The organism is Syntrophobotulus glycolicus DSM 8271, assembly GCF_000190635.1.
Taxonomy (GTDB): domain Bacteria; phylum Bacillota; class Desulfitobacteriia; order Desulfitobacteriales; family Syntrophobotulaceae; genus Syntrophobotulus; species Syntrophobotulus glycolicus.
Genome location: NC_015172.1, coordinates 1230024 through 1254137 on the forward strand (window position 1 = coordinate 1230024; position 24114 = coordinate 1254137).

Here is a 24114-nt window from a genome sequence, read left to right on the forward strand (position 1 = left end):
AATACTGCCCCCGGTTTGAACCTAAAAAAATCATCCCGGTACATATTCCGCGCAGCCTGACGCGGTGTCCCGATCAAACAGGAATCGACCGGCCAAACATCATCATAAGAGTTAAAGATAGTTTAAGAATTTACTCCTGCCGCCGAAACAACATCTTTTTTATTGCCGCGTTTCGGCTGCTTTGCTCACCCTTAGCTTACCCTGCATTGACCACATTAACGATACTCATTTTAGTCATTTTCTTCGTCGGGAAAATAACCGCAATAAAGGTTGTGAGGATTACGGCTGAAATGATGACGATGAAAACCGCCAGCGGTGGCTGCCAGAGTTGCCCCCAGTTGGATGTGATCAGAAGTCCGAAAAAGAAACGGTGCAGAAGCAGCCCCAAAATACCTCCCGCAATACTGCCGGTCACGGCATAGGCGGCGGCTTCAGCCGTAACCATCTTTCTAAGCTGATTACCGGACATACCCACTGCGCGCATAACGCCATAGTTGCTCATGCGACTGGAAACGCTGGCGTTTACCGTATTTAGAATGTTAATCAGGGCAACCAGTGCAATGACCAGCAAAAACCCATAAACGAATACGGCCATAGCGTAGTAGCTTGTGCGGATTTCACTGTTGCTCTGCTGTTTGTCGAGCAGCTGCATTTCCGGCGTGATAAGGCTTCTCACCTGTTCGGAAATATCCTGATCGACTTGCAGATCAAGAATCGTGTAGTCCGATATCCCGGTTAGCGTGGTAAAGGTGTGTTCAGAGCAAACGATGATCCACCCGCCATCTTCCGCGTCAAAGGGCACACTGGAGACAATACCGGCGACTTGCAGAGCATGCGGTTTCCCGGCAATATCGAGCGTAATGGTATCGCCAATCTTCCCATTAAACTCTTCTGCATGGTCATAATCAATCAATACTCCGTTGCCGTTTTGGACGTTTTCGATGCTTCCGGAAACCAGCAGTTCTTTTGCCCACTTAAATTGCGGTTCATCATATGAAATCAAGGCAGCCCTACCGGGCCCCTGTTTGTCGGTTGCCGGAAGATCAGGGTAAAACATGCGTCCAGCGATATATTTGATATGCGGAAGGGTTTTGATATCTTCGACAATAGAACGGTCAATCAAGACGCTATCTTGGGCACCCTGAACAGAGATATCGGGTGCGTAAGGTTTCAGCGGCTTTAACGCATGGCCCATAAAAGTAATCAATACCGTGAAACTCAAAAATAAGATGATGCTTAGCGCAAAGGAACCAGCGATCAACGTCATACTCTTCTTATTTGAAAAAGCGTGGCGAAGTCCCATTGCCGTATCCACATGAAACATCTTTGTGTTTGATGCTCTGTCAAGGCGTTGGTGGTTCGTATCATTGATATTTCCCGTTACGGCAGCCTGCGGAGATATCCTCGTCGCCCGTTTGGCGGGAGATCTTGAAGCAGGCATGACCACTAAAAAGCCAATTGCGGCACCGGCGGCAAGACCGGGCCAGCTGATTTGAAACATCGGCATTTCCGGGAGATACTGGGAGTTCAGCATGTTTAAGGAAAAAATCGCCGTCCATAAGATCACGCATCCGGCCAATAATCCAAGCGGGATTCCTTTCAGGCAATACTGTAAGCCCTCCAGCCGGATATACCGTTTGATTTGCTTTTTCGTCGCGCCAAGACAACGCAGAAGGCCGAAAAACTGCGTCCGTTCCAGTATGCTCATGTTAAAGCTGCTGGCGATCATAAACGTGCCGGCCGTCGTGACAAGAATAAACAAAATTCCTGCCATAAGGTAGACTCCCAGCATCGTGGAGTCTTTGCTTTGTCCCATCAAGCCCAGGAGCATCGTGTTTGGGGCAACTTGGTTCTCGCTCAAAGCATATTCCGCTTTGATCTCTGAAAGCGCCCGGTTGATATTCACGCCGCTTTTGAATTGAAGATAATAATATTCCTGAGATAAGCCTGCTGGAAGCGCACGCATACCCTCTGCCGACAGCATCAGGCCGTGGGCGTCGCTGCCCTTCAGACTGGAAAAATCGCGATATGTCCCGGTAATCGTAAATTGCCGTATTTCCCCGTTCCTGAAAGCAACCTCTATCGCACCCCCGATGGGAATCCCAAATTGCTCAAGTCCTTGCCTGTCGAGCAGCGCCTCCCGTTCAGCAGCCGGATAACGGCCCTCGGTCACGACAAGGTTCATCTGCCCGGCAAATTCCTCAGTACTGCTTTGGATCAGTAGTCTTTTCCCCTGATAGGTGGTATCTTCGATCAGCCCTAAGAAGCTTGAGGCGTTTACATCCTTGCGGCTGTTGATTTGCCCGGCGGTGCTGTCCGAGATATCCGTAATAACGGCGTGAAAGTTCCCCCGTTGACGGATATACTCCTTGATTTGAGCTTTGATGCTCATATCGGCCAGACCAAAGATTGCCGTGACCAGCATCACCGAGATGGCGATACAGACCACAGTGAGCTGATTCTTCTTTCGGTGTGCTTTGGCATACGCGGAAACAAGACCAAGATAGCTTTTCATCCGGCATATCCTCCTAAGTCGGTAAGAACACCGTCCGATACCTGCAGCACACGGTCAGCCGCAGAAGCAAGGCTTCGGTTATGCGTAATCATGATGATTGTCTGTTGATAGCGTTTGGATGCCGTTTTCAGAAGTGCGATCACCTCGCTGCTGTTTTGACTATCCAAATTTCCGGTCGGCTCGTCTGCAAGAATCAGCATGGGGCGGGTAATCAGGGCGCGGCCAATCGCTGCGCGCTGCTGCTGCCCGCCGGATAACTGGCGCGGCAGATGATGCCGTCTGTCTTGGAGAGAAAGCACGGTAAGGATTTCTTCGACATCGGACTGATTCGGCTTCTTGTAGTCGAGTAAAACAGGGAACGTAATATTCTGCTCGACATTGAGTTCCGGGATCAGGTTGAAGGCCTGAAAGACGAATCCAATGTTCCTGCGGCGGAAGATGGTCAGCTTCTCGTCCGTCATCCTGAAGATATCGTTGCCATCAATAAGCACCTTGCCGGAGGTAGGGGTATCGAGTGCCCCAATCATATTAAGCAGCGTACTTTTTCCAGAGCCGGATTCCCCGACAACTGCGATAAATTGGCCTTTGGGAATCGAAAAGCTCACATTTTCTAAGGCGGCAACCGCCGTCTCTCCGGTACCGTAAGTCTTGCAAACGGCCCTTACCTCTAATAAATTCATCCCGTATCACCTCTGTAAAGGCAGGTTAACATCTGTTTCTTACTCTCACATGAATTTTGGCTTACAGTCTTGTAAGGGAAGGAAGCTCATCACAAAGGCACTTCCTTTGCCTAAAGCGCTATCTGCCGTAATGCTGCCGCCGTGCGCCTCCACAATTGCCTTGGCAAGCGGCAGGCCAAGGCCAATACCTTGTGTATCCTTGAAAAAGCGGCTGCGATAAAACCGTTTAAAGATGTGGTGGATATCTTCGGGGTGAATCCCACTTCCATTATCCCTTACGGTTATCTGGGTGATCGCCGGGAGCCCTTTCCACTCAATAACGATCTGGCCGCCCGTATCCGTATGGTCAAGGGCGTTTTTCACGATATTGCTGATGGCTTCTGTCAACCAGACTCTGTCACAAAAAAGCCCGATATGATCTGGCCCTGACAGGATGATTGTTTTTTGCTCCCCACCCGCGCGGAATGCAAAATGCCGGCGGATGTCCTTGGCCATATCGGCGATGTTTTCAGATGATCTCTCGATGATGATCGAGCCGGCGTCCAGCCTTGTAATTTTCAAGAGGTTCTGAACAAGCGTTTCTATCCTTGCGATTTCTTTTTCCGATTTTGCGGCAAATTCCCGCATGCCGGCCATATCCTCGGTGTCGTCTTGTAAAAGCCCGTTGTAGATATTGAGCGCGGCGAGAGGGGTCTTTAGCTGGTGGGAAATATCTGAGATGGTATCCTTCAAAAACTCTTTTGTTTTCTGTTCCTTTGAGGCATGAGCGTCGAGTGCCGTAGCCAGGGTATTTACCGCGTGAAAGAGCTTATACAGGCTGCCCTCCCGGTCACACTCGATCCGGGCATCTCTGTCCCCTGAAAGATATAAACTGAGTTGAGATACGGCATCTTCCATAATTTGATTTTGCTTTCGAAAATACAGAAAGCAGACGCCCAGTAGGCCCAAAGCGGCCAGAAAGGAAAGCAGGAGAAGAATGGGGTTCAGTACGCCGTAAAAGAACCATATTGTAAATTGGTGCAGGAAGAGAAAACCGCCCAAGATGAAGGACAGGAGAAGAAAGAATGTTTTGATATCCTGATTGGTGAAAATTTTCATTGCGCCACCTCAACTTACGACAGTCCATTTATAGCCCATGCCTCTGATGGTCAAGAGCATTTGCGGATGAGCGGGATTATTTTCTATCTTCAGGCGCAGCCTGTGAATATACACGGCCAGCGTATTATCGTCAACATAGTTCCCGTCTCCGTCCCAGAGCTTATCTAAGATTTTCGCTTTGGAAAGGATCCTATTGGGGTTTTGCATGAGCAGACAAAGCAATCGGTATTCTGCTGTCGTTAAGGCCAAAGGCCGCCCGGCTTTATAGACTTGTCCCTGCAATAACAGCACCTTGATTCCATTGGAGCTGATTTCCGTATCGGTCTCTCCAAAATTTTTTGCCCGCCGGAGCAAGGCGTTCATTCTGGAGATCAGCACACCTAACCGGAAAGGCTTTGTCAGATAATCGTCCCCGCCAAGATCAAGGCCCTTGACGATGTTGATTTCTTCATCTGAGGCGGTTAAAAAGATGATGGGGACGTTAGAAACCTGACGCACTTTTTGACAGATCTCAAAACCGGAGCCATCGGGCAAGGATAAGTCCAGAATCAGCAAATCGTATTTTCCCTCCAGCCAAATGGTGCCGGCCTCTTTTATGGTTCGGGCAATATCCAATCCGAAGCCCTGCCTTTTCAGGGAATAGGAAAGCCCGTCAAGCAGGCTTAAATCATCTTCAAGCAGTAGTATCCTGTTCATTTTTCCCCTCCTTTTTCCGTCCATCTTTAGGTTTTTTCACACCAGCCGCAACGGGCGACAGACTGCCTTTTTCATCCCTCCCGGTATTCACCCGGCGAAACAGGAGGAGTGGACCGCTGGCAGGCACGCGATGCCGGGCCTCCGCGTTTGACCTGTTTGTATTATTCTATTTCCAGATACCGCAGAATGCAAGAAGGCGATGGAGCGGCGGCCTGCAGTCTTTTTACAAGCTTGCTGACCGGCAAACTTTTGAGAATAAGATAAAAAACCCCTGGGGAATCAGTTCCGACAGGGGCTTTTTGCAGAGTCTTATTTTGATAGAGCACGATTTCCTTTGCCGGGGAATCCAGTTTGGCAAGAGGGGCGGATAATTCGCCCGGCAACAAGCGTTTTGTCTATCGATACACCGGGATAGACAGCGGGGGCTTGCGGAACCCCGCCTCGATTTTACACCGTGGCCGTGATCTGCCAGCTGGCGGCCCGGCTCTGTTCCGCCCACAGCCGGGCGTACAGGCCGTTTTGACGCAGGAGCTCCTCATGCCCCCCTCTTTCCTTGACCGCGCCGTTTTCCAGGACGATGATCTGATCGGCGCTGCAGATGGAGTGCAGGCGGTGGGCGATGACGATCACGGTTTTTTCCGCCACCAGGGCGCTGATGGCCTGCTGGATCAGGACCTCATTTTCCGGGTCCAGGGAGGCTGTGGCCTCGTCCAGCAGGACGATGGGGGCGTTTTTCAGGAGGGCGCGGGCGATGGAGATCCGCTGCTTTTCCCCGCCGGAAAGGGTGGAGCCTCCTTCCCCGACAACGGTCTGATAGCCGTCCGGCAGGACGGAGATAAAGTCATGGCAGGCTGCTGTGCGGGCGGCCTCCATGATTTCCGCCATGCTCGCGTCCGGCTTGCCCATGCGGATATTGGCTTCAATGGTGTCGTGGAACAAATACACATCCTGAAAGACCATGCTGATCCGGGAGAGCAGGGTATCGGAGGTCATCTCCCTGACGGAGACCCCGCCCAGGGTGATCTCTCCGCTGTCCGCGTCCCAAAAGCGGGCGGCCAGCCGGGTGATGGTGGATTTTCCGGAGCCGGAAGGACCGACCAGGGCCGTGATGCTCTTGGCGGGGAAACGCAGGGAGATCTGGTGCAGTACCTCCTGGCTGCCGTAGGAAAAGGATACCTTTTGAAAGGCAATATCCATATTTGACCCAGCGGCATCAGGGGCGGCTGCGGCCTTAGGGTCGGGAGCCGCTCCCGCTGCCGCTTCCGAGGGGGCATCCGCCGCGGTCTTGGGCTGCGGCTCCGGCAGCGGCTGTTCGTTCCGGAGCTCCCGGATGCGCGCCGCCGAGCGGTTGGTGCGGGCAAAATCGGCGATAAAGCCGAAAAGAATCATCACCGGCTCGTAGATGTTCAGGGAAAGCAGGAGAAAGACGATAGAGGTAAACGGCGCCAGCTCTCCCCCGGTCAGAAGCCAGGCTCCCGCCAGCATCACCGCGCCGATGCCGCAGCTGAGCACAAAGCGCCCGATCATGCCCACGGGAGCCGCTGCCAGCTCCAGCCCCACCGAATGCCGGTGCTGCCTGGCAAAGGAGCTTTTCAGGGCGGCAAAGCGTTCCCCCGCCAGGTTGAAGGCCTTGAGGGTCTGGATGCCGCCCACGTATTCCAGAATTCCGGAGGCGGCGGCTTGCTGGGCGGCCAGGAGCTGGCGGCTGATCCGGCCCATTCTGCGGTAACTGAGAAAGGCGAAGGGCAGGGCCAGCGGAATCGCCAGAACCACCGCCAGCATCATCCGCCAGTCAAAGGCGGACAGGACGGCCACCGCCAGGGCCAGGCGCACCAGGATGACCGAAACCTGGGGGATGAGCGCCGAAGCCAGGTTTTCTACCTCGGTGTAGTCCCGCAGCAAGACCGTGGAGAGATCCCCCGCGTCCCGCCGCCCGAAAAAGCCCATGGGCAAGCGCCTCAAATGCTCGCCCATGGCCAGACGGGCGTTTTTGGTGGTGCCGGCAAAGCCGACACAGATGTCGATATAGGTTTTGCGGCGGATGAAATAGTAGACCACGGTCTGGGCCAGCAGTACGCCGCACAGAAGCCAAAGCCGGTTCAGGGGCGGCGCGGCGCCCGGCTCCGCCAGGGGGATCAGGAGCAGATAGACGGCCAAGAGCATCACCGCGTAGGGCAGCGATACCACAAAGCTGTCCAGAAAGTTCCAGAGAGTCAGCTTGAGAAATTTTTTGGTTTCGCCAAACGTAATGGTGTGGAACCAGGTTGCAAAATCATTCATCCCGGCAGTTCTCCTTTCCGGATCGTCCAGCGGTCCCGCCGGGCGTTGGCGGCAATCATGCCGCCGTAGGGCGGGCAGTCCCGCAGCAGCTCGGCATGGGTCCCCGCGCCCAGCAGCTTTCCGTCTGCCAGCACCAGGATCTGGTCGGCGTTTTCCACCGTCCGCAGCCGGTGGGCAATCATCAGGACGGTTTTGCGGCGGGCCAGCCGGGCGAAGGCCTGCTGGATTTTCGCCTCGTTTTCCGCGTCGGCGTAAGCCGTGGCCTCGTCCAGAAGGACAATGGGCGTGTCCCTGAGAAAAACCCGGGCGATGGCTAGCCGCTGTTTTTCCCCGCCGGAGAGGGAAGAGTTCTCCCCGCCGATCACCGTATCATAGCCCTGGGGAAGGGCCATAATGACCTCGTGGATTCCGGCGTTTTGGGCCGCTGCCACCACCGCTTCCCGCCCGGCCGCCCGGTTGCCCATGCGGATGTTGTTTTCTGCCGTATCCCGGAACAGGAAGGAGTCCTGAAAGACATAAGACACCAGATTCATCAGGCGGGAGGGCGGGATTTCCCGGATGTCCACCCCCCCTATGCGGATCAGGCCCTGCTGCGGCTCGTAAAAGCGCAGGAGCAGCTGGGCCAGCGTGGATTTTCCGCCGCCCGAGGGGCCGACAATGCCGGTGACCGTTCCCGGGGCCAGCCGGAAGGAGATGTCCCGCAGCGCCTGGGGGCCTTCTTCCGTATAAGCGAAAGATACCCCCTCAAAAGCGATGTCATAGACAGCCGGATTTCCGCTGCCCGTCGCGGCCGGCTCCGGCTGCCGGAGAATCCGGTCGATGCGTTTGACGCCCTCCGTAATGCGCCCGCTGTGCACCACCATCTGCATCATGTTTTCCAGCGGTTCCTTCAGGCCGCCCCCGACCAGAAAAAACAGCAGGAGCAGGGGCAGGAAATCCAGATAGGAGGCGGCGGTCGGGAGCAAAAGCAGGCCGGCCGGAAGCAGGAACAGGAGCTGGGCCCCGAAAAAAGCGTAATAGGCCCCCATGCCCGGCGCGAAGTGGCAGGCCGTCCGCTCCACAGCGCCCACATAGGCGGAAACATCCCGCTCGTAGCGCTGAAAGGCGCTTAAGGTCCGGTTGAATATTTTGATGACCGGCATCCCGTGGATATACTCCACAATGGTGCCTTCCATCTTTTCTTTGGTGTTGTGCATATCCACCTGGGTCTGGGCGCCCCGCGGGTTTTTCAGCCCGCCGGCCAGCAGGGAGACGGAAACGGCGATCGGCGCCAGTGTGACCAGGGCCAGCCGCCAGTCCAGGAGAAAAAGGTAAAGCAGGGTAAAGAGCGGGGTGGCGATGGCCGCCGCGATATCGGCGAGATGGTGGGCGAGGAAAACCTCGATCTGCTCCACATCATCCGTGAGCACTTTCTTGATCGCGCCCTGGGTGGTGCCGGTAAAATAACCGGAAGGAATCCGCCCCAGCTTCTCCATCAGCTGCAAGCGCAGGGCATAGAGAATGTCGTAAGCGGCCCCGTGGGCCAGGGCCGAGGAAGCAAAAGCGCAGACCCCGTAAACCAGGGCGGCGGCAAAGGTATAGCCGGCCAGTGTGTAGAGGACCGCGGGGTCGATGGCCGCGGTCAGGGTATAGTGGGCGAGCAGTTCCCGGATCACTCCGTAAATGGTGAAAAAGGGAACAAGGCGGGCCGCCGAAGAGACGACCGCCAGCAGGCAGGCGACGAGGAGCTTGGCCTTTTTGGGTCCGGCCAGCTCCAGGATCCGGGCAAGGCCTGTTTTTTCTCGGGGCATTTTGCGGGTTCTTGCCATGGTGGTTCTCCTTTCAGAAGAGAAAGTTAAAGTTAGGATATTCTAACTTTGGCGGGCAAAAAAAACGCTTCAGGCGTTTTCCGTAAAAATACAGCTGAACAAAAGGTCGTAGATGCGGTCCAGAGTCCGGGCCAGGGCGCCGGGGTGCAGGGCATCCTGGTTCAGCATGGCCAGGGCCATGATTTTGATCAGGTTGGCCGCGAGGGGAAAGTCCACATCCGGGCGGACGCCCTCCATATGGGTGAACAGGCCGCGCATGACCACGGCTTCCGCCTGCGGGTCGATCCGGAATTCCGGCGGCAGGGCGGCTTTGAGCCTGGCCTCGTCCTCGGCGGTCAGGTATTGGTAAATGCTGTTCTCGCTGAAAATGATTTTTCTGAGAAAGGCCTTCGCCTCCGGCGTTGTCATCTTTTCCCGGCCGTCCAGGGTATCCATGAAAAACTGCTTGGCCCGGTCCCGCTGGTATTGGATAATCTCGTAGACGAACATCTCCTTGGACGGGAAAAAGTTATAAAAGGTACTTTTGCCCAGCCCGACGGCTCTGGTCACCTTTTCCACGGAAGCATGGGTCATCCCGTGCTCCCTGATCAGGGCAAGCCCCGCCTCCAGCATTTTGATCCGGGCTTCCTCCCGTTCCTTTAGGGCAAAAATCTTGGGCGACATCAGCAGATCCTCCGTTAAGAAAGTATAAGATGAAAAGACGATGATGAGAAAAATAAGCGACGATTATTTTAATAATGGTCGCTTTAAATATATCGCGGATTTTTCACGTTGTCAATCAGGAGTGAGCGGGAAGAGAAAAGAGGCACCAATCAAACAAGCAACGATACAGATTTGTCCCGTTGAACCGCCTGCGCGCCGATTCTGTGACATTTAGGCCATGTTTACCTGAATTTCCTGCTCAATCCGTCTTTCCGATTCGATTCCGGACAGGCAGCCAACCAACTGGAGTAAACTTATCATTTATCATGACACGCGTGTCATGATAAATGATAATAATGACACAAGGTTCATTTTTGTTTTTAACAAGGAGGAGGGGCACATGCCAAAGGTCGATAAAGAATATTTTGCGGAAAAAGAAAAGACCATCGTTGATGCCGCCATAAGGGTTTGCAAATCCAAACCCGCTTACGCGGTTACGTTGCGCGATATCGTAAAAGAATGCGGGATCAGTCAGGGTGGAATATATCGCTATTTCTCGGACATCGACGAGATTTTTGCTGAGATAATGAACCGCGCCTACAGTGAATATCAAATCGGCGGAAGCACCGACGCGATTTTTGACAGCGATAATCCGCCGGGAAAAATAATCGCTGATTCGTTTGCTTTGATCGGCCAGTTGACAGACAACATCATAAGTCAATACGGGAATCTGATCTACGAACTGAATGCCATCTATCTGAATGAGCCGGAACGAGGCCAAAAGGTGCAAGGCAGAATTAAGGTGAACAATGACAGCGATGCATTACTTGGTAAAACAATTGCCTTTATCGAAGCACATATCTCGAACGGTTACTTCAATCCGGAGATGCCTAAAGAGCATATACTGCTTCTCATTGGTATAACCATCCAGGGCATTGCGCGAATGATAACCTTTTCTGAAAATGTTGAAGTTTTGCAGACACAATTTGGGATAACGATGGAATATACCACGGCAAAAGGTATGATGACAATTCTGGCACAGGCAATCATTAAGCTGCTTGGAAGCGGTGGCGAAAGAGAGCATTACAATGAAAACAAATGACTTAGCGGTAAAAACGGAAAAGTTGGTTAAAGCGTTTTCCGGACAGGAAATGATTAAAAGCTGCAAGATGAATGTCCGTTATGGCTGTATCTATGGTTTTTTGGGCGCAAACGGCGCAGGTAAAACAACTATGTTTAAGATGTTGACCGGATTACTGCTCCCCACGGCTGGAAAGGCCGAAGTGTTGGGAATGGATGTGGTCGGGCGACGCGACGACATACTCAAAAATATCGGTAGTATGATTGATGTTCCCATTTTTTACGACCATCTGACTGCTGTGAAAAACCTGGAAATCCACCTCGCCTATATGGGCGTACAAGGCATGGGTATTCCCGCCGCGCTTGAGCTTGTCGGATTGGAACCCTCAAACAAACAGCCCGTTTCCCGGTACTCCCTCGGTATGCGGCAGCGGTTAGGTATTGCCAGGGCGGTGGTTCACAATCCTAAGCTGCTGATTTTGGATGAACCCATCAATGGCCTTGACCCGATGGGTATCCGGGAAATGCGGGAGTTGTTTTTAAGGTTGGTACAGAAAAAGAATATGACCATTCTGCTTTCCAGCCACATGCTTAACGAAATTGAACACACGGCAGATACCGTGGGGGTAATTGTAAATGGGACTATTGTTGAGGAAACGGAATTATCAACAATTAAACAGCAGTATGCCAATGGCCTTGAGGATTATTTGATCAAAAAAATGACAGGGGGGAAACAAAATGCTTAACTTGATGAAGCTGGAACTAAAAAGAAATAAAACCCGCTCCTATATGCTTGCCGCTATCGTTGCCTTGCCTGTGGTAACGGGGCTTACATACCTGATGGCCTATGCGCCGCAAGAGAATCCGAATGACCCCAGTTTGTCGCTATTTGCGAATTACAATAATCTCGTTTCAATGTCTATCTTTATTAGCATGGCGTATTTTGCTATCCTTGCCGCGGTAATGTATGCCCGGTTTGTGATTGAGGAATACGCAGGCAAACGCGCCACGCTGATTTTTTCCTATCCTGTCAGCCGCAAGCGCGTCCTGATTGCAAAGTTTGCAGTTGTTTCGATTTTCACGTTTATAGCTATGGTGGGATGCAGTTTTTTATCGTTAGGTATATTCAGTGCGACGGAAATGATAGCCCCGATGGTGAACGATAAATTGACAACAGGTGTGCTGCTTTGGGCCGTAAAGGACATTATCGTCATGGGGGTTATCGCCGTTTCATTTGGCATATTGGCGACAGGTATTGGGTTCATCAAAAAGTCAGTTCCGACGACCATTGTTTCAGCAGTTGTTATTGTGTCGGTTTTGAGCAATCTTATATCAGGAGCGCTCACAAATGATATGTTTCTGCTTATTACAATGCTCATAGCAACAGCGGGAGCTTTGTTTGTGGCGGGGGTACTTGTGGGAAAAGTAACCCACATGGAGGTAGAATGAAATGGACGCTTTTAGATAGTTTTTTCTACAATGTATTTCGCAGTATGGGCGTCTACCTTGTGAGTATTAATGTCATTTTGGGAGTTGCGCTGATCGTCGCCGGGGCGCTAATGAATAAGTCCTTATCAAAAAACAAAAAAACGGCGGGAACTGTTTGCATTGGAATTGGTATACTTACGATCATTAGCGCAGTTGCCCAAATGATATTATAGTCACTGTATAATTGAACGTATTGCCAGACGGTATATAAAAAAAGCCGTCATTTGGCAGCCGATGCGTTGTGTCCAAAGGAACAGCATATAATCCGGCGGCGGCTTTGGGATAGGAGGTTTCCATGTATCCGAAGCCGCTTTTTCTTGTCCGTGAGGACAGGATTGACCCGCTCCGTTTTTCGCCGTTTCTGATTTGTGCTAACTATACCGAAATAGTAAAATATAAGTGTAATGTGATAAGGAAGGAGGAACATGGGGCGCAAAAGCCGCACAGTTATCGACACTGTGCAAAACGTATTCAGTACCGCCCGCAGGATTTGGCGCGTCGCAATCTCCATCAGGCTTTCCAAAGAGGACGCCAAGAGCAAAGAGCTTGCCGAAGGCAATCTCCATAATTATTGATAACGTATGAGTTCCTAATCTCGAATACACGAGATAAAGAATATATTTTTGGTTATTGGATATAAAGTATTTGAATTTTATGGCAATTTTTTCGACCGAGTGAACCTGCGAATTTTATTTATATATTTAATTTACGCATTTTTCCTTGAAGGAGTAATTTATACAGTCCAGAATAGCAAGTTCCAATAGCGCTGACAATTTAAAATGATGACTTGATTCAATGGGATAAAATAGCAGTAATTTAACATGGAGGCATATATTGAAAAAGGTTATAAAGCATATCGAGCAAATTTTTGAACAAATCCCTAAGAATAAACAAGCAGGAATTTATAAAAAAGAACTCCTGAATAGGATAGCAATGCGCTATCTAGAATTATCTGCACAAGATATAGATGATGAGAAAATTGAGGATATGCTTTTTAGCGAAGTTGGTTCATCAGAGGAAATCGTCAAAGCGATAAAAACCTATTGTTTTAAGAGATTATTCCTACCTGCTATTTTATATGTAGTTCTTTTTATTACCTCTATATTACTCATTGTCTATACCCAGCTCAGTGCATATCTGTCTATATCTTTTGTGCACTTGTATGTTGCACTAATATTCTTTTTTGGAACGCTTATCGTCATGAATATGATTAATATCATATTAAAAAATGAATTACCCATAATCTATAGCTTTCGGTTAAGAATGTTCACATTTTGCGTCAGTATTATCTTCCTCTTGATTATTTACTTTTTCCCACATGCCTTTATAATAAATAATTTTATGGGTATTTCCGTAATAGCAGGAGAGTTGTTTTTCTTTGGGACGAGAAATAGTTTTAAAAATGTCTAAAAATGTCAAGGGAACGGTTCTTTCGACATGGATACTTTTCTCACCATCTCTCGACCAATGTATATTCCCGACCGTTGGGCCTTGATGAAGTATAATCTCTCGGTACTTTTTATTGTTTTGACAGAGACTAGCGGGGTTTCTTCGGTGGGGACAATAGAGCATAGTTTTTCAATGTACCAATAAATATGCAAATGATTGGGACGAGGAAAAAAATGAATTCAATTTATTTACCTTTATATGGTGATTTAGCGACATCTAAAATTACCAAATATATTTCACCACGAATAAGTGGACTTGAGATATGTAGTATAAATGATAATCAAGCTTTAGAAGAAATAAAAGAATTTTCTATTAGATCTGACCTGATTGTAGGCATACATTATCCTTTATTTGCAAATAGGCCTAAAGGGCCGATGCTCCTGTCTTCAGATAAGACTATAACGGATAGTCATTGGCGTATTCTTGAGGATGATATTAAGGAAGCTGCACATTTAAATGCACAATATTTTCTCATTCATGTTCCAAAACCTGTTTTAGTTAATAGAAATATAGATTTGCAGTATTGGAGATTCAGTGATAAAAAGGATTGGCAATTTAGCGATCAATATATGCATTTGAAATCAACTTTATGTGCAAATATAGAAATATTTTTTTCTATGCTCTCGAAATTATCTAAAAAATATAATATTAAAATTTATTTGGAAAATGATCTTATTTCCACTAATTTAGATTTACAAAATATATTATGTAGTATGCTTGAAAAATATAATCAGATTAAGCTTTGTTTAGATATTGGACGACTACATTTACAGGCAGCATTAGATGTTGATTTTTCAATCCTTCAATTTATCCAATTATTGGGCAAATGTACTAGACATGTACATTTATGGAATTCGTCTAAAGTACATAATATTACAGGCGGGCATTATCCAGCGATCAAAAGATTAGACAATATTCCAGGATGGGCCGATGTTGCTGAAATACTAAAAGCTATCAAATGTCAATCAGATGATTTTTCAGTTTTGTTAGAACATCATCTGATGTTATTAAAACCTGCGGAAGCTTTTTTGTATTATGAATATGTACAATTTATGTTAGAGGAAAAATGAGATGAAATTCGTATTACAAGGAAAATCCAACCGTTAGGTTGGCATAATTTCCCGTTTTTCGTTTTGTAACAGTTTGCCGGTATTAGGCATCTGTTTCAATAAATAAACCAGATATTCATAAATTTTCAGCTCATTGGCCAGTGCGGGCAATACGCTTAATTTGTCGTAATTTGTATAAAAAGTTTTCTGAAATTTTGATGTGATTTTGAGGACCGAAAGTAATAGATAAGATGAAGGGAGAAATGAACAGATAATCTCAAGGCCAAATTTGATTAAAACTTATGAGATTGATGTACGCCCAAAGATTTAACGTTAAAGAGAGGCGGACAGGCCATGGCATAGAGAAGGTTTCCATCTACAATAAAAAGGCTCTCGCATCTTCTAATGATTGGCAACCTCTGAAAAGTTTGATTTAGAAGTGGTACTATCTGTATACTTCCAATCCGAATTCGAATAATGTTGTACCTAAAATGTTCCAAGGGGGATGTAGCGAAGGGTGATCACCAGTATTTTGACTTAAGTGACATACAAGTCACAGAGTTTGTGGCAAAAGGATTCAGTAAAGAGGAAATTGCAAAAAAGAATTAACTCCCGTAAGCTTACCTAAGTGAATAAAACTGATTGCGGGAGTTAATTAAATTTTTTAAAAGCTGAGGTGACGGCATGAAAAAGAAATTTTATATCTTCATTTATTTGGCTTCATTATTTTTTATCTTTGGTTGTAATCATTCTGTAGAGATCCCTTCGCAAAAGAGCAGCAGCGATTCCTTATCTTTTTTAAATTCGTCCAGCGAAGAATCAGAGTTTATAATTAACGATGAAAGAAAAGCCCAAATCGAAAATGTGTCCGTTGATTTTAAAACGAGTGAACTTAAAAATCTGAACAAGAAGAATAACGAAAAACCGATAAGCGATTTATATTTTTTAGATAATGATCATATTATTTTCTCTGCTGTGAATGGAAAAAATAATACGGATGACAGCGAGAACTGTGATTTCTATCAATATAATTTGGAGACCGATACACTTATTTTACTTTGCCCCGGCTATACTTTGTATCATGACAGTTATATCATGGTTAAGGATATCAATAATTTTTCTATTGTAACAGGTACTTCATACCTTAAGATTAAGGACAATAAGAAGGCAATTCAACGGAATGTTTTTCAGGAGGCAAAAACGAAATACCAATACGTAAATGCGGTATTTTATCATGAGGACAATGATAAAATGCTTGTTTTAGAAAATGATATGATTACCCGCAATTCTAGCGCATACGTCACTGACAGCCAGTTTTCAGCCTCGCAGAAATTACCATTTGAGGATATTTATCGTGTGCAGTGGGCGGATAAGGACCATGTTCTTGTGGCCTATAAAGAAAAGGACGGAAAAAGCGTCTTGGCAGCCTATAATATTGAGGATAAGAATATAAAAATTACAGCACTCCCGTCAAATCACTATTTTATTGATCCGGTTCCCTCTGATCACGGTATAATCAGGTTTCTTTATCTCGATGATCCCCGCACTGAAATGCCTTGGGGATTTCTCGATTTGAATAAAGGTACAATTGACCGTATTTACTTTGAAAGCTGTAATCCTGAAAGTATAATGCGAAACGGAAGAATGGCCGGTTTTTCTCAATCTAGTTCCGAAAATAACCAAAATAATCAATTGTTCTTATTCGATAACTCAACAAAAAAAATAGGAATTAGAGATAATTTGATTGAATATCCTCAAGCTGTGGCGGTATCCCCGGATGGGAATAGGATTGTGTTTGTGGCAGGAAATGCTTTGGGCCAAAGTAAATTCTTTATTAACCAAAACCTGTAAAATTTTTAGTTTGAGAGAATACGCAACAAGTGAGGAGCCAACTGAAGTTATTTCGGTCTTTCCGAGGCCGGAATTTCTAATATACGCCGTGCCCACGCTATACATCCTGTAACAGCGCTTCAAAGCGTATTCCCTGTGGGAGCGAAATTTGGAACCGGAAATTATTCCGGTACTCAGGGAGCTTGGCATAGGATTGGTGCCTTTTTGTCCCCTGGGCCGCGGCTTTTTGACCGGTGAGGTCAAACGGGCCGAAGAATATCCCATGAGCGACATCAGACACACCGATCCCCGTTATCAGGGCGGCAATTACGATGCAAACAGAAAAATTGTGCAGTCTGTGTATGAGCTTGCGGCGGATAAAAATGTCAAACCTGGACAAATCGCACTTGCGTGGCTGCTTCATAAGGGGCCAGATATCGTACCCATCCCCGGGACAAAGCATAGGGATCACTTGGAAGATAACCTTGCCGCTGTGGAAGTGGAATTGGACGAGGCTCAGATGAGAACGCCTTATGTTTGTATGTGCGCTGCCGATAGTTGTGCTCGTCCATATCAAAACGCTTCATGGCCTGTGCGATTTCATCCTCAACATCGACAAAAAAGTCAGATTTATAGTATGGGTAGTAACAGCTTTTCAAATTGATTCTTGTCATTTTTCAATCCTCCATTTTGATTTTTTGTGAGAAGCCAAAATAGAGGGCGGGGAACGGCAGCCTGTACCGCTCACAACAGACTTGTTCGATAAAACAGCCCGAAAAAGTCTACGTAAGGTCAAAAATTGACGTAAAAAAACACCTTCGAGGGGAAACCCCGAAAGGTGTCGAATAAAAAATGAGCGCAAAGCGCTCTCAGTTTTTTCAGTGCTTTTCTGGAATTTTTAGTGATTAAGACTTCTGCTACATTTGGCCGCTACGGTAAAGTGGCGGCCCCTCCGTTAGCAGACACAAATGGTTTCGGCGCATAAAAGGCCCTCCAATCGCATAACTGCCATTGGAAGGCCCTTAAAAGCGCGCATTTAATTACCTACCAGCACCTACGAAAAATAGGCGTATGGCAGTTTACTTTATAAATCTATCGGCCGAATTTGATTATTTAACTGGTTATACTATTCGTTCTCCCGCAGCCGCTGCACCACACTATCCTTTGAGATACTTTTATACACCTGGATTGGCAGTACGCAGGCTAAAAGCAGCAGTATCGGAAAGCAGATGACAAGAGGTGCAAAGCTGAACTGATAGGTATATGCGGCGCTGCCCTGAGTTACAGTATTGACGGCAAAGTAGCTGACCCCATAGCCCGCCGTTACAAAGACAAGCAGAGCCATCGCCATATAGTATATGCTTTCCAGTATAAGCATCTTTTTGCCTTGTTGGGCGGTCATGCCCACGCTCTGGAGCATGGCAAGTTCCTGCTTGCGAGAAAAAATATTGGTCATGGTGGTATTGACGAAATTCAAGATACCGATTAGTAAAATCACAACGCACAGCGTAAAGCCAATGAGCGCAAACTGCTGGTTATCGTTTTTCATCTCGGCAATATAATCGGCGCGGGAGCGAAAGTCCACCTTGGGATTATCAGCAAGCAGTAGCCCAATCTCTGTCTGGAGGCGGTCGACAGCAGATTCATCCGCTATGACTGTGGCCGACATGATATCGGGGTTTGCAAGGCTTTCAAACTCGGAGGACGGAAGATAGACGGAAAAGCCGGGCATTGAGATAAAATGCGCGCCTAAAGAGTTGAGCGCGCTATAATCCACCTTACCCATAACCTCATAGCTGCGTTTCTCTCCATTCTTATCGTCCAAGGACAATGTGACGGTGTCCCCGACCCGAACCATGCCCTCGCCGTCAAAGCCGAGCAGTACATAATTCCCGGACAAAAACTTCTCACGGTCAAATGTGCCTTCGACCATGTTTTCCTCCAGCTTATCCAGCCAATAGCTGTCAAAGCCGTAGACTTGCGCGTTTATGAAATTGCCGTAGGCGCTGAAATCCGTCTTTTCAATGATTTCCTCAACTTCCTGTTCCGTCAGAGAAGGCTTCTCTGCTAAAATCTTATTGCGCTGGAGATTGACTAAGCCGTCCTTAATATTTCCCTCTATGGGAGCAAAGCCGTTTGCATAGTAGACTTTGGCAACCTCCTGTACGCCGTCGAGCTCTTTCACATCAGACAGCAAATCCTTATTTAACGTATTGCTTGGCGTATAGGGTCTGGCAAAGCTGAAATAATCCGTGTCGGCAATCAGAAAATCGCCGTTGATATGGCCTTGCAGAAACTTATTAACATCAAAGCTGCCCACCAGTGTGTAGACGGCATTAAACAGAATCAGCCCAAGTGACAGTGACGCGATGACCAGCGATGCTTTTTTTCTACTGCGAAAGATGTTGGACCAGGCCATGCGGGATATTTTCGCCCCGCCGCTGCCGCGTTTTGTCTTTTTTGCGGAGGCGGCGGCAAGTCCCGTATATCGTACCGCCTCCACGGGACTGACCCTGCCCGCTTTTTTCGCGGGGCCGTGACAGCTTATCAGCACCGTAACCAGCGCAAGCCCCGCCCCAAGCAGGAATATCCACGGATTTGGGGGCGCCGGCATGTAGTCGATGCTGAGAAAACCGAGCAGAACGGGAATCAGCAGGGTACCCAGCAGATAACCCAAAAGCAGGCCGACAGGGATACCGACCGCGCAGAGCAGCAACGCCTGAAAGTTGACGACGCGTCCAAGCTGCCGCCCAGTCGCGCCGACGGTTTTCAGCAGGCCGTAAAACCTCACGTCGCGCATGACTGAAATGTAAAAGATATTGTAGATGAGAAGATAGCCGCTTACCAGAATAATGGCGATAATGAGTGCCATTGCCGCGATGAGACCGCCGTCCGAGCTCGTTGTGTTGTAAGCGTCGTTAAAGAGAACGCCTGCGGCCTCGGCGTCAATTCCGGTATCCCGCAAGATGGTATCCATATTTTCTTCAAGTTCAGACAGCTTTCCGTCTATATTGGCGGTCAGCTTGGTTACGCCGTAATAACCGGCGCCCAGACGTGTTTGGGCCGGATTCACACCATTAAGCAGCTTGTCCGCCAGAGTGTCGGAGATATACAAAATTCCGTAGGGCTGGAGGTTCAAGTCACTGTCCCAAAATCCGCAGACGGTAAAATCCATGCTGTAAGGCGTTCCGTCCACTTCAAAATCCAGATGTACGACTTGCCCGGGTTCCCTCGGCAGGTTCATTGCGTCCAGAATCCAGCTTGTCAGGGCAATTTCATTTTCCGCCTCGGGCAGCCGGCCTGTCGTTGGCTTGCTGAAAGTAAACTCGGCAAAATTCTCGTCAGCCGTGTGAATTTCGCCCTGCACTTGACGGAATACGCCTTCAGTCGTTATGGTAATCAACCTTGACAGGCCGTATTCCTTAATCAGCGGATGTTCGGCCACACGCTGCGCCTCGTCCTCAGTAAGATATTGAAAATCAACCTCGGTACTGCGTCCGTAGCTGTGTATCAGCATCTGCTGCATACCGTCGGAGAGGCTGATGCCGATGGTGAATACCGCCGTAATCAGAACGGTGGTAAGCACAATGGCAATCAGCGCAAAGATGTTCCGGCTTTTATTGGCCAGAAAACTTCGCTTGGAGAGATTTCTTATGACCGTTTGGTTGTTGTTTCTCATACCGTCACCGCCCTTCCACGGCGGCGATTTGTCCATCCTCAATCCGAATCACCCGGTCGGCAAGCTGGGCAATCTGTTCGTTGTGGGTAATCATCACCATAGTCTGATGGAACTTGGTAGAGGTCATTTTCAAAATGCCCAGAACGTCCTGGCTGGTTTTGCTGTCCAGATTGCCGGTAGGCTCGTCCGCAAGAAGAATGGACGGCTTTGTTGCAAGAGCGCGGGCGATGGCGACGCGCTGCTGCTGCCCGCCGGAAAGATTGTTCGGGAGATTATTTTTCTTCTCCGATAAGCCCAGGGTTTCAATAATGTTCTCCACGAAACCTTCGTCCACGGTGTTTCCGTCCAGCTCAATGGGCAGAACGATGTTTTCATAAACATTCAGAACGGGAACAAGGTTGTAATTCTGGAATACAAAGCCTACATTCCTGCGCCGGAAGATGGTGAGCTGTTCGTCCGTCATTCCCGAAATATCCTTGCCGCCGACAATCACCTTGCCGCTCGTCGGCGTGTCTAAGCCGCCCAGCATATGCAGGAGCGTACTTTTCCCCGAACCTGACGTACCGACGACGGCGACAAATTCACCTTCCTGTATTTCCAAATCAACGCCATCCAATGCTTTGACGGTGTTGGAGTCTTTCCCGTAATATTTTTTTAAGGCTTCTGTTTTTAAAACCGACATGAGATATGCCTCCTTTCATCAATGATTTCAGTATAAACGGCAGTTCTTACAAGCCTCTAACAGAATCACATTTACTTCTTACAGTTTTGTAAGAACATTGAGAATGTCGTATATTTCCCCGGCCTGGAATCCACAAGGATATAACCGCTCTGTTTTTGAAAAATCAAAGACGCCAAATAAAGCCCCAATCCGGCTCCGTCCACATCCTTAGCGTTTCGTCCCCGATAAAACCGTTTGAAAATCGAGTTCCACTCATCGGGAGCAATGCCGATACCACAATCGGTAATGTTGATTTTGGTGTAGATAGGCAGGGCTTCCACGGACAGCTTGATTTCGCCGCCTGGCGGGGAGTATTTTATGGCGTTTTCCAGAATATTTGTGATTGCCTCGCCTGTCCATTTTCGGTCATGCAGCAACAGAGTATCCTCAAAATAAGCCGTCTGAATGGAAATGTTCCTCTTGGCCGCCGCGCCGTATACAGCGCTGATGCTGTCGGTAATGGTTTGTTTGATACCTGCGGGAACAGGAGACAATTCAATGGCTCCGACCTCCAGCCTTGACATTTTTACAAGGCTGTCCATCATCCATTGCAGCTTTTCCGTGCCCGTTTTAATGCGCGACAAAAATTCCTGCCGCTCGGGTTCGGTCGTTCGCCCTTCCAGCAGCAGGTCGGTATACATGGCGACACCGGATAAAGGTGTTTTCATCTGATGGGACATATCCGAAATAAAGCTTTGGATGATTTCCTTCTCCTGCGTAGTTTGCGAGATATCCAGCGTGTTCATTTGAATGATTTTTACGGCCTTGTGCGTCAGCTTGGAAAGCCGGCTGTCCGCCGCCGCTTCAAATGGAAGCTCTGCGTTTCTGGCCAGTACGCTGTCCAAAACCGCATCCATCGAATCAAAAGCTTTTCTTACATAGCGATAGCTTAAAAGGACGGTCAGGCTGCATAAAATGACGGCAATAACAATCGTGACTGTAAGCGCCATCCCTACACCCCTCCGTTCCAAATGTAGCCGATGCCGTGAATGGTCTTAATGGTCTGAGGATTTTTCGGGTCGTCCTCCAGCTTTGCCCGTAACCGGCTGATGTTGACAGGCAGGGTGTTTTCATCCACGAAATTTCCTTCGTTGTCCCATAGGAAGGATAATATCTGTTCCTTTGAAAGCACTTGCCCGGCATTTGTCATCAAAAAAGAAAGCAGTCTGTATTCCGTAGCGCTGATGGGGATTTCTTCTTCTTCCCCACGGAAAAACTTGCAGAGCTCGGCGTCCAGTTTGTATTTGCCGGAATGGATAATATGGCGGCTTTCCGATTCCGTGCGGCGAAGCAGGGCTTCCACTCTTGCCCGGAGGACGGACAGGGAAAAGGGTTTGGTAATATAGTCATCGGCGCCGACCAAGAGGCCGGATACCTCGTCCGTTTCCAAATCACAGGCAGTCAGCATGATAATCGGGATGTTTGAATATGTCCTGATTTCTTTGCACAAGTCCATCCCACTCCCGTCCGGCAATCCCAAATCCAATATGATAAGGTCAATATTATGCTGTTCCAGCATCCGTTTCCCGTCCTGAATGCTGCCTGCTGAAACGGCGTCATAGCCATCCTTTTCAAAGGTAAACGCAATACCGCGGCTTAAATTCTCGTCATCTTCCAATATCAAAATCGTTTTCATATGGAACCTCCGTTGTTATCGTCACCTTGCTTCAAGCGCGGGTCTTTTGGCTTTGGGGCATCTTTGGGAATTGCCCAAACACGACTGAAGCGAATCGCACCAGTAATGCGGCTTTGTTCGCATAATTGCTGAACCCGTCTGTTGGAAATGCCCCACTTTTCAGCAGCTTGTTGTGTAGAAATATAGTCCATATCTATTGGTTCCTTTCCATTCTTGTATAGGAAAAATCATATAATCAATTATAATTATATGCGCTTAAACGAATAGAAACAAGCGTAAGAAATAGTAATACCACAGGCATAACAAGCAATTGCTTGTTATGCCCAAGCTTACATATTTCTCCTGATATAATTGTTTTTGTTCCAAAATATGTTATAACATTTGTAGTTTAATTCAGCTTTATATTGCGCAAAAGTGAACACTGCGAGCAAAGCGATTCAGCCAACCCCAATATATGTGATGGCAGCTATGCGAAGTGACTAAGTTAGCACCCTGCCAACGGTAGGGTGCTTTTGCAGTTGGAAACATTTTAGGGTATCACGTTATTTTCATGCTCAGTAATTGCTTCCTTATGCACCCTGCGCGTTTGATGCCGGGTTATATCATCCTGCGCAATTGGTCTGTTCTGCTGATCCGGGCGCTCTTGCTCAATCGCCTGGATGAAGTTACCCCCCTCCGGATCATCTGAAAAGCAGAAGTTAAATAGTATCGGGTTTGGGCGCTATAGCCGGAGCAAGAACGCCGGCGGAAAACAGAGGGCCGTGGAAAGACAAATTCATCAGGATCCTGGCCATCTGCTCGGGAGTTTCGCGCCGGCCTCTTTCCAGCCATTCCTGAATCATGCCGAAATGGGCGGCAGAGATGTAAGCGGTGAGATATTCACTGGGTACAAGTAAATTTTCTGTTTTAATAAATTTGGCGGATTGTTTCTCGAATAAATTTTTCCACATTACTTTTTTTATTTTGCTTTGTAAGGCGAAGTAGCCTTTGGTTTCAAAGACGACTTGCATCAAAGCGGCGTTGGCGTCAAAATAGTTAAACATTTTGATAATAATGGATGAAGGCAAGGGATTGTCTTTTAAACCTTCCGGCAGCAGCGTAATGAATTCCATCAGGATGCTTTCGACGTCGCGGGTGATTTCTTCCAAAGTCTGATCGAGCAGGTCAAACTTATCTTGATAATGCAGATAAAAGGTGCCGCGATTAAGATTGGCTTTGGTCATAAGATCTTTCACGGAGAGCGCCTCAAAGCCTTTTTCTTCAATCAACGAAATCAGAGCAGCACGGATGGCGGATTTGGTGCGCAGGATGCGCCGGTCGTCAGTTGAACTCATTCCGATCTCTCCTCCAATAGTTTAAATAAAAAATGAACATTCAACCGGGATTTGTCCGGTAACACTCATACTGAGATGTTTTGTTTATTGAAGGCCATTCCTGATTTCATTATAATTGAGAAAGAAAAA

General features: G+C 48.0%; 23 protein-coding genes. 9 read left to right on the forward strand and 14 right to left on the reverse strand.

Annotated elements, in window-relative coordinates:
• Positions 1-196: 196 nt before the first annotated feature.
• The 8 genes from SGLY_RS06170 to SGLY_RS06205 form a co-directional block, all read right to left on the reverse strand.
• Positions 197-2515 carry an ABC transporter permease gene (locus SGLY_RS06170; protein WP_013624414.1) on the reverse strand — a complete coding sequence of 773 codons (2319 nt, stop codon included), beginning with the start codon at positions 2513-2515 and terminating at the stop codon, positions 197-199.
• On the reverse strand, positions 2512-3195 hold the full coding sequence (locus tag SGLY_RS06175; protein WP_013624415.1) for an ABC transporter ATP-binding protein: 684 nt from the start codon (positions 3193-3195) through the stop codon (positions 2512-2514). The genes SGLY_RS06170 and SGLY_RS06175 overlap by 4 nt, the downstream gene beginning before the upstream one ends.
• A gap of 45 nt (positions 3196-3240) precedes the next feature.
• The gene (locus tag SGLY_RS06180; protein WP_013624416.1) at positions 3241-4293 is read right to left on the reverse strand and encodes a sensor histidine kinase; all 1053 of its coding nucleotides are present in this window, start codon (positions 4291-4293) and stop codon (positions 3241-3243) included.
• Between the two features lie 9 nt (positions 4294-4302).
• Positions 4303-4989 (reverse strand): response regulator transcription factor, encoded by a 687-nt coding sequence (locus SGLY_RS06185; protein ID WP_013624417.1) that lies wholly within the window; start codon positions 4987-4989, stop codon positions 4303-4305.
• Between the two features lie 161 nt (positions 4990-5150).
• Complete coding sequence (locus SGLY_RS06190; protein WP_148228084.1) at positions 5151-5372, reverse strand: hypothetical protein; 222 nt, start codon at positions 5370-5372, stop codon at positions 5151-5153.
• Positions 5373-5436: 64 nt separating this feature from the next.
• A complete protein-coding gene (locus SGLY_RS06195; protein ID WP_013624418.1) occupies positions 5437-7269 on the reverse strand; it encodes an ABC transporter ATP-binding protein in 1833 nt (610 codons plus the stop codon).
• Entirely contained in the window at positions 7266-9077 is a 1812-nt protein-coding gene (locus tag SGLY_RS06200; protein ID WP_013624419.1) for an ABC transporter ATP-binding protein, read from the reverse strand. Before SGLY_RS06200 ends, SGLY_RS06195 begins: the two co-directional genes overlap by 4 nt.
• 69 nt (positions 9078-9146) lie before the next feature.
• A complete protein-coding gene (locus tag SGLY_RS06205) occupies positions 9147-9740 on the reverse strand; it encodes a TetR/AcrR family transcriptional regulator (protein WP_013624420.1) in 594 nt (197 codons plus the stop codon).
• A 379-nt stretch (positions 9741-10119) separates the two neighbouring features.
• Here SGLY_RS06205 and SGLY_RS06210 point away from each other — a divergent pair, with 379 nt between their 5' ends.
• The 9 genes from SGLY_RS06210 (at position 10120) to SGLY_RS06245 (ending at position 17279) form a co-directional block, all read left to right on the forward strand.
• A complete protein-coding gene (locus tag SGLY_RS06210; protein WP_013624421.1) occupies positions 10120-10821 on the forward strand; it encodes a TetR/AcrR family transcriptional regulator in 702 nt (233 codons plus the stop codon).
• Positions 10808-11545: an ABC transporter ATP-binding protein gene (locus SGLY_RS06215; protein ID WP_013624422.1), complete on the forward strand. Its 738-nt coding sequence runs from the start codon at positions 10808-10810 to the stop codon at positions 11543-11545. Before SGLY_RS06210 ends, SGLY_RS06215 begins: the two co-directional genes overlap by 14 nt.
• Complete coding sequence (locus SGLY_RS06220; protein ID WP_013624423.1) at positions 11538-12248, forward strand: ABC transporter permease; 711 nt, start codon at positions 11538-11540, stop codon at positions 12246-12248. Before SGLY_RS06215 ends, SGLY_RS06220 begins: the two co-directional genes overlap by 8 nt.
• Complete coding sequence (locus SGLY_RS06225) at positions 12245-12460, forward strand: hypothetical protein (protein ID WP_013624424.1); 216 nt, start codon at positions 12245-12247, stop codon at positions 12458-12460. Before SGLY_RS06220 ends, SGLY_RS06225 begins: the two co-directional genes overlap by 4 nt.
• 252 nt (positions 12461-12712) lie before the next feature.
• Positions 12713-12862, forward strand: coding sequence for a hypothetical protein (locus SGLY_RS18105; protein ID WP_013624425.1), 150 nt, complete (start codon positions 12713-12715; stop codon positions 12860-12862).
• 259 nt (positions 12863-13121) lie between these two features.
• Positions 13122-13697, forward strand: coding sequence for a hypothetical protein (locus tag SGLY_RS06230; RefSeq protein WP_013624426.1), 576 nt, complete (start codon positions 13122-13124; stop codon positions 13695-13697).
• A 212-nt stretch (positions 13698-13909) separates the two neighbouring features.
• Positions 13910-14806, forward strand: a complete 897-nt coding sequence (locus SGLY_RS06235; RefSeq protein WP_013624427.1) for a sugar phosphate isomerase/epimerase family protein — start codon at positions 13910-13912, stop codon at positions 14804-14806.
• Positions 14807-15469: 663 nt separating this feature from the next.
• Positions 15470-16636: a hypothetical protein gene (locus tag SGLY_RS06240; protein WP_013624428.1), complete on the forward strand. Its 1167-nt coding sequence runs from the start codon at positions 15470-15472 to the stop codon at positions 16634-16636.
• 148 nt (positions 16637-16784) lie between these two features.
• Entirely contained in the window at positions 16785-17279 is a 495-nt protein-coding gene (locus SGLY_RS06245) for an aldo/keto reductase (protein ID WP_052298618.1), read from the forward strand.
• A 462-nt stretch (positions 17280-17741) separates the two neighbouring features.
• Here SGLY_RS06245 and SGLY_RS06250 read toward each other — a convergent pair whose 3' ends face one another.
• The 6 genes from SGLY_RS06250 to SGLY_RS06275 all read right to left on the reverse strand — a co-directional run bounded on the left by SGLY_RS06250 (position 17742) and on the right by SGLY_RS06275 (position 23985).
• Positions 17742-20294: an ABC transporter permease gene (locus SGLY_RS06250; protein ID WP_013624429.1), complete on the reverse strand. Its 2553-nt coding sequence runs from the start codon at positions 20292-20294 to the stop codon at positions 17742-17744.
• 4 nt (positions 20295-20298) lie between these two features.
• The gene (locus SGLY_RS06255) at positions 20299-20976 is read right to left on the reverse strand and encodes an ABC transporter ATP-binding protein (protein WP_013624430.1); all 678 of its coding nucleotides are present in this window, start codon (positions 20974-20976) and stop codon (positions 20299-20301) included.
• A 71-nt stretch (positions 20977-21047) separates the two neighbouring features.
• Positions 21048-21965, reverse strand: coding sequence for a sensor histidine kinase (locus SGLY_RS06260; protein WP_013624431.1), 918 nt, complete (start codon positions 21963-21965; stop codon positions 21048-21050).
• Positions 21966-21967: 2 nt separating this feature from the next.
• Positions 21968-22651: a response regulator transcription factor gene (locus SGLY_RS06265; protein WP_013624432.1), complete on the reverse strand. Its 684-nt coding sequence runs from the start codon at positions 22649-22651 to the stop codon at positions 21968-21970.
• Positions 22648-22842: a MerR family transcriptional regulator gene (locus tag SGLY_RS06270; RefSeq protein ID WP_013624433.1), complete on the reverse strand. Its 195-nt coding sequence runs from the start codon at positions 22840-22842 to the stop codon at positions 22648-22650. Before SGLY_RS06270 ends, SGLY_RS06265 begins: the two co-directional genes overlap by 4 nt.
• 507 nt (positions 22843-23349) lie before the next feature.
• Positions 23350-23985, reverse strand: coding sequence for a TetR/AcrR family transcriptional regulator (locus tag SGLY_RS06275; RefSeq protein WP_013624434.1), 636 nt, complete (start codon positions 23983-23985; stop codon positions 23350-23352).
• Between the last annotated feature and the right edge of the window lie 129 nt (positions 23986-24114).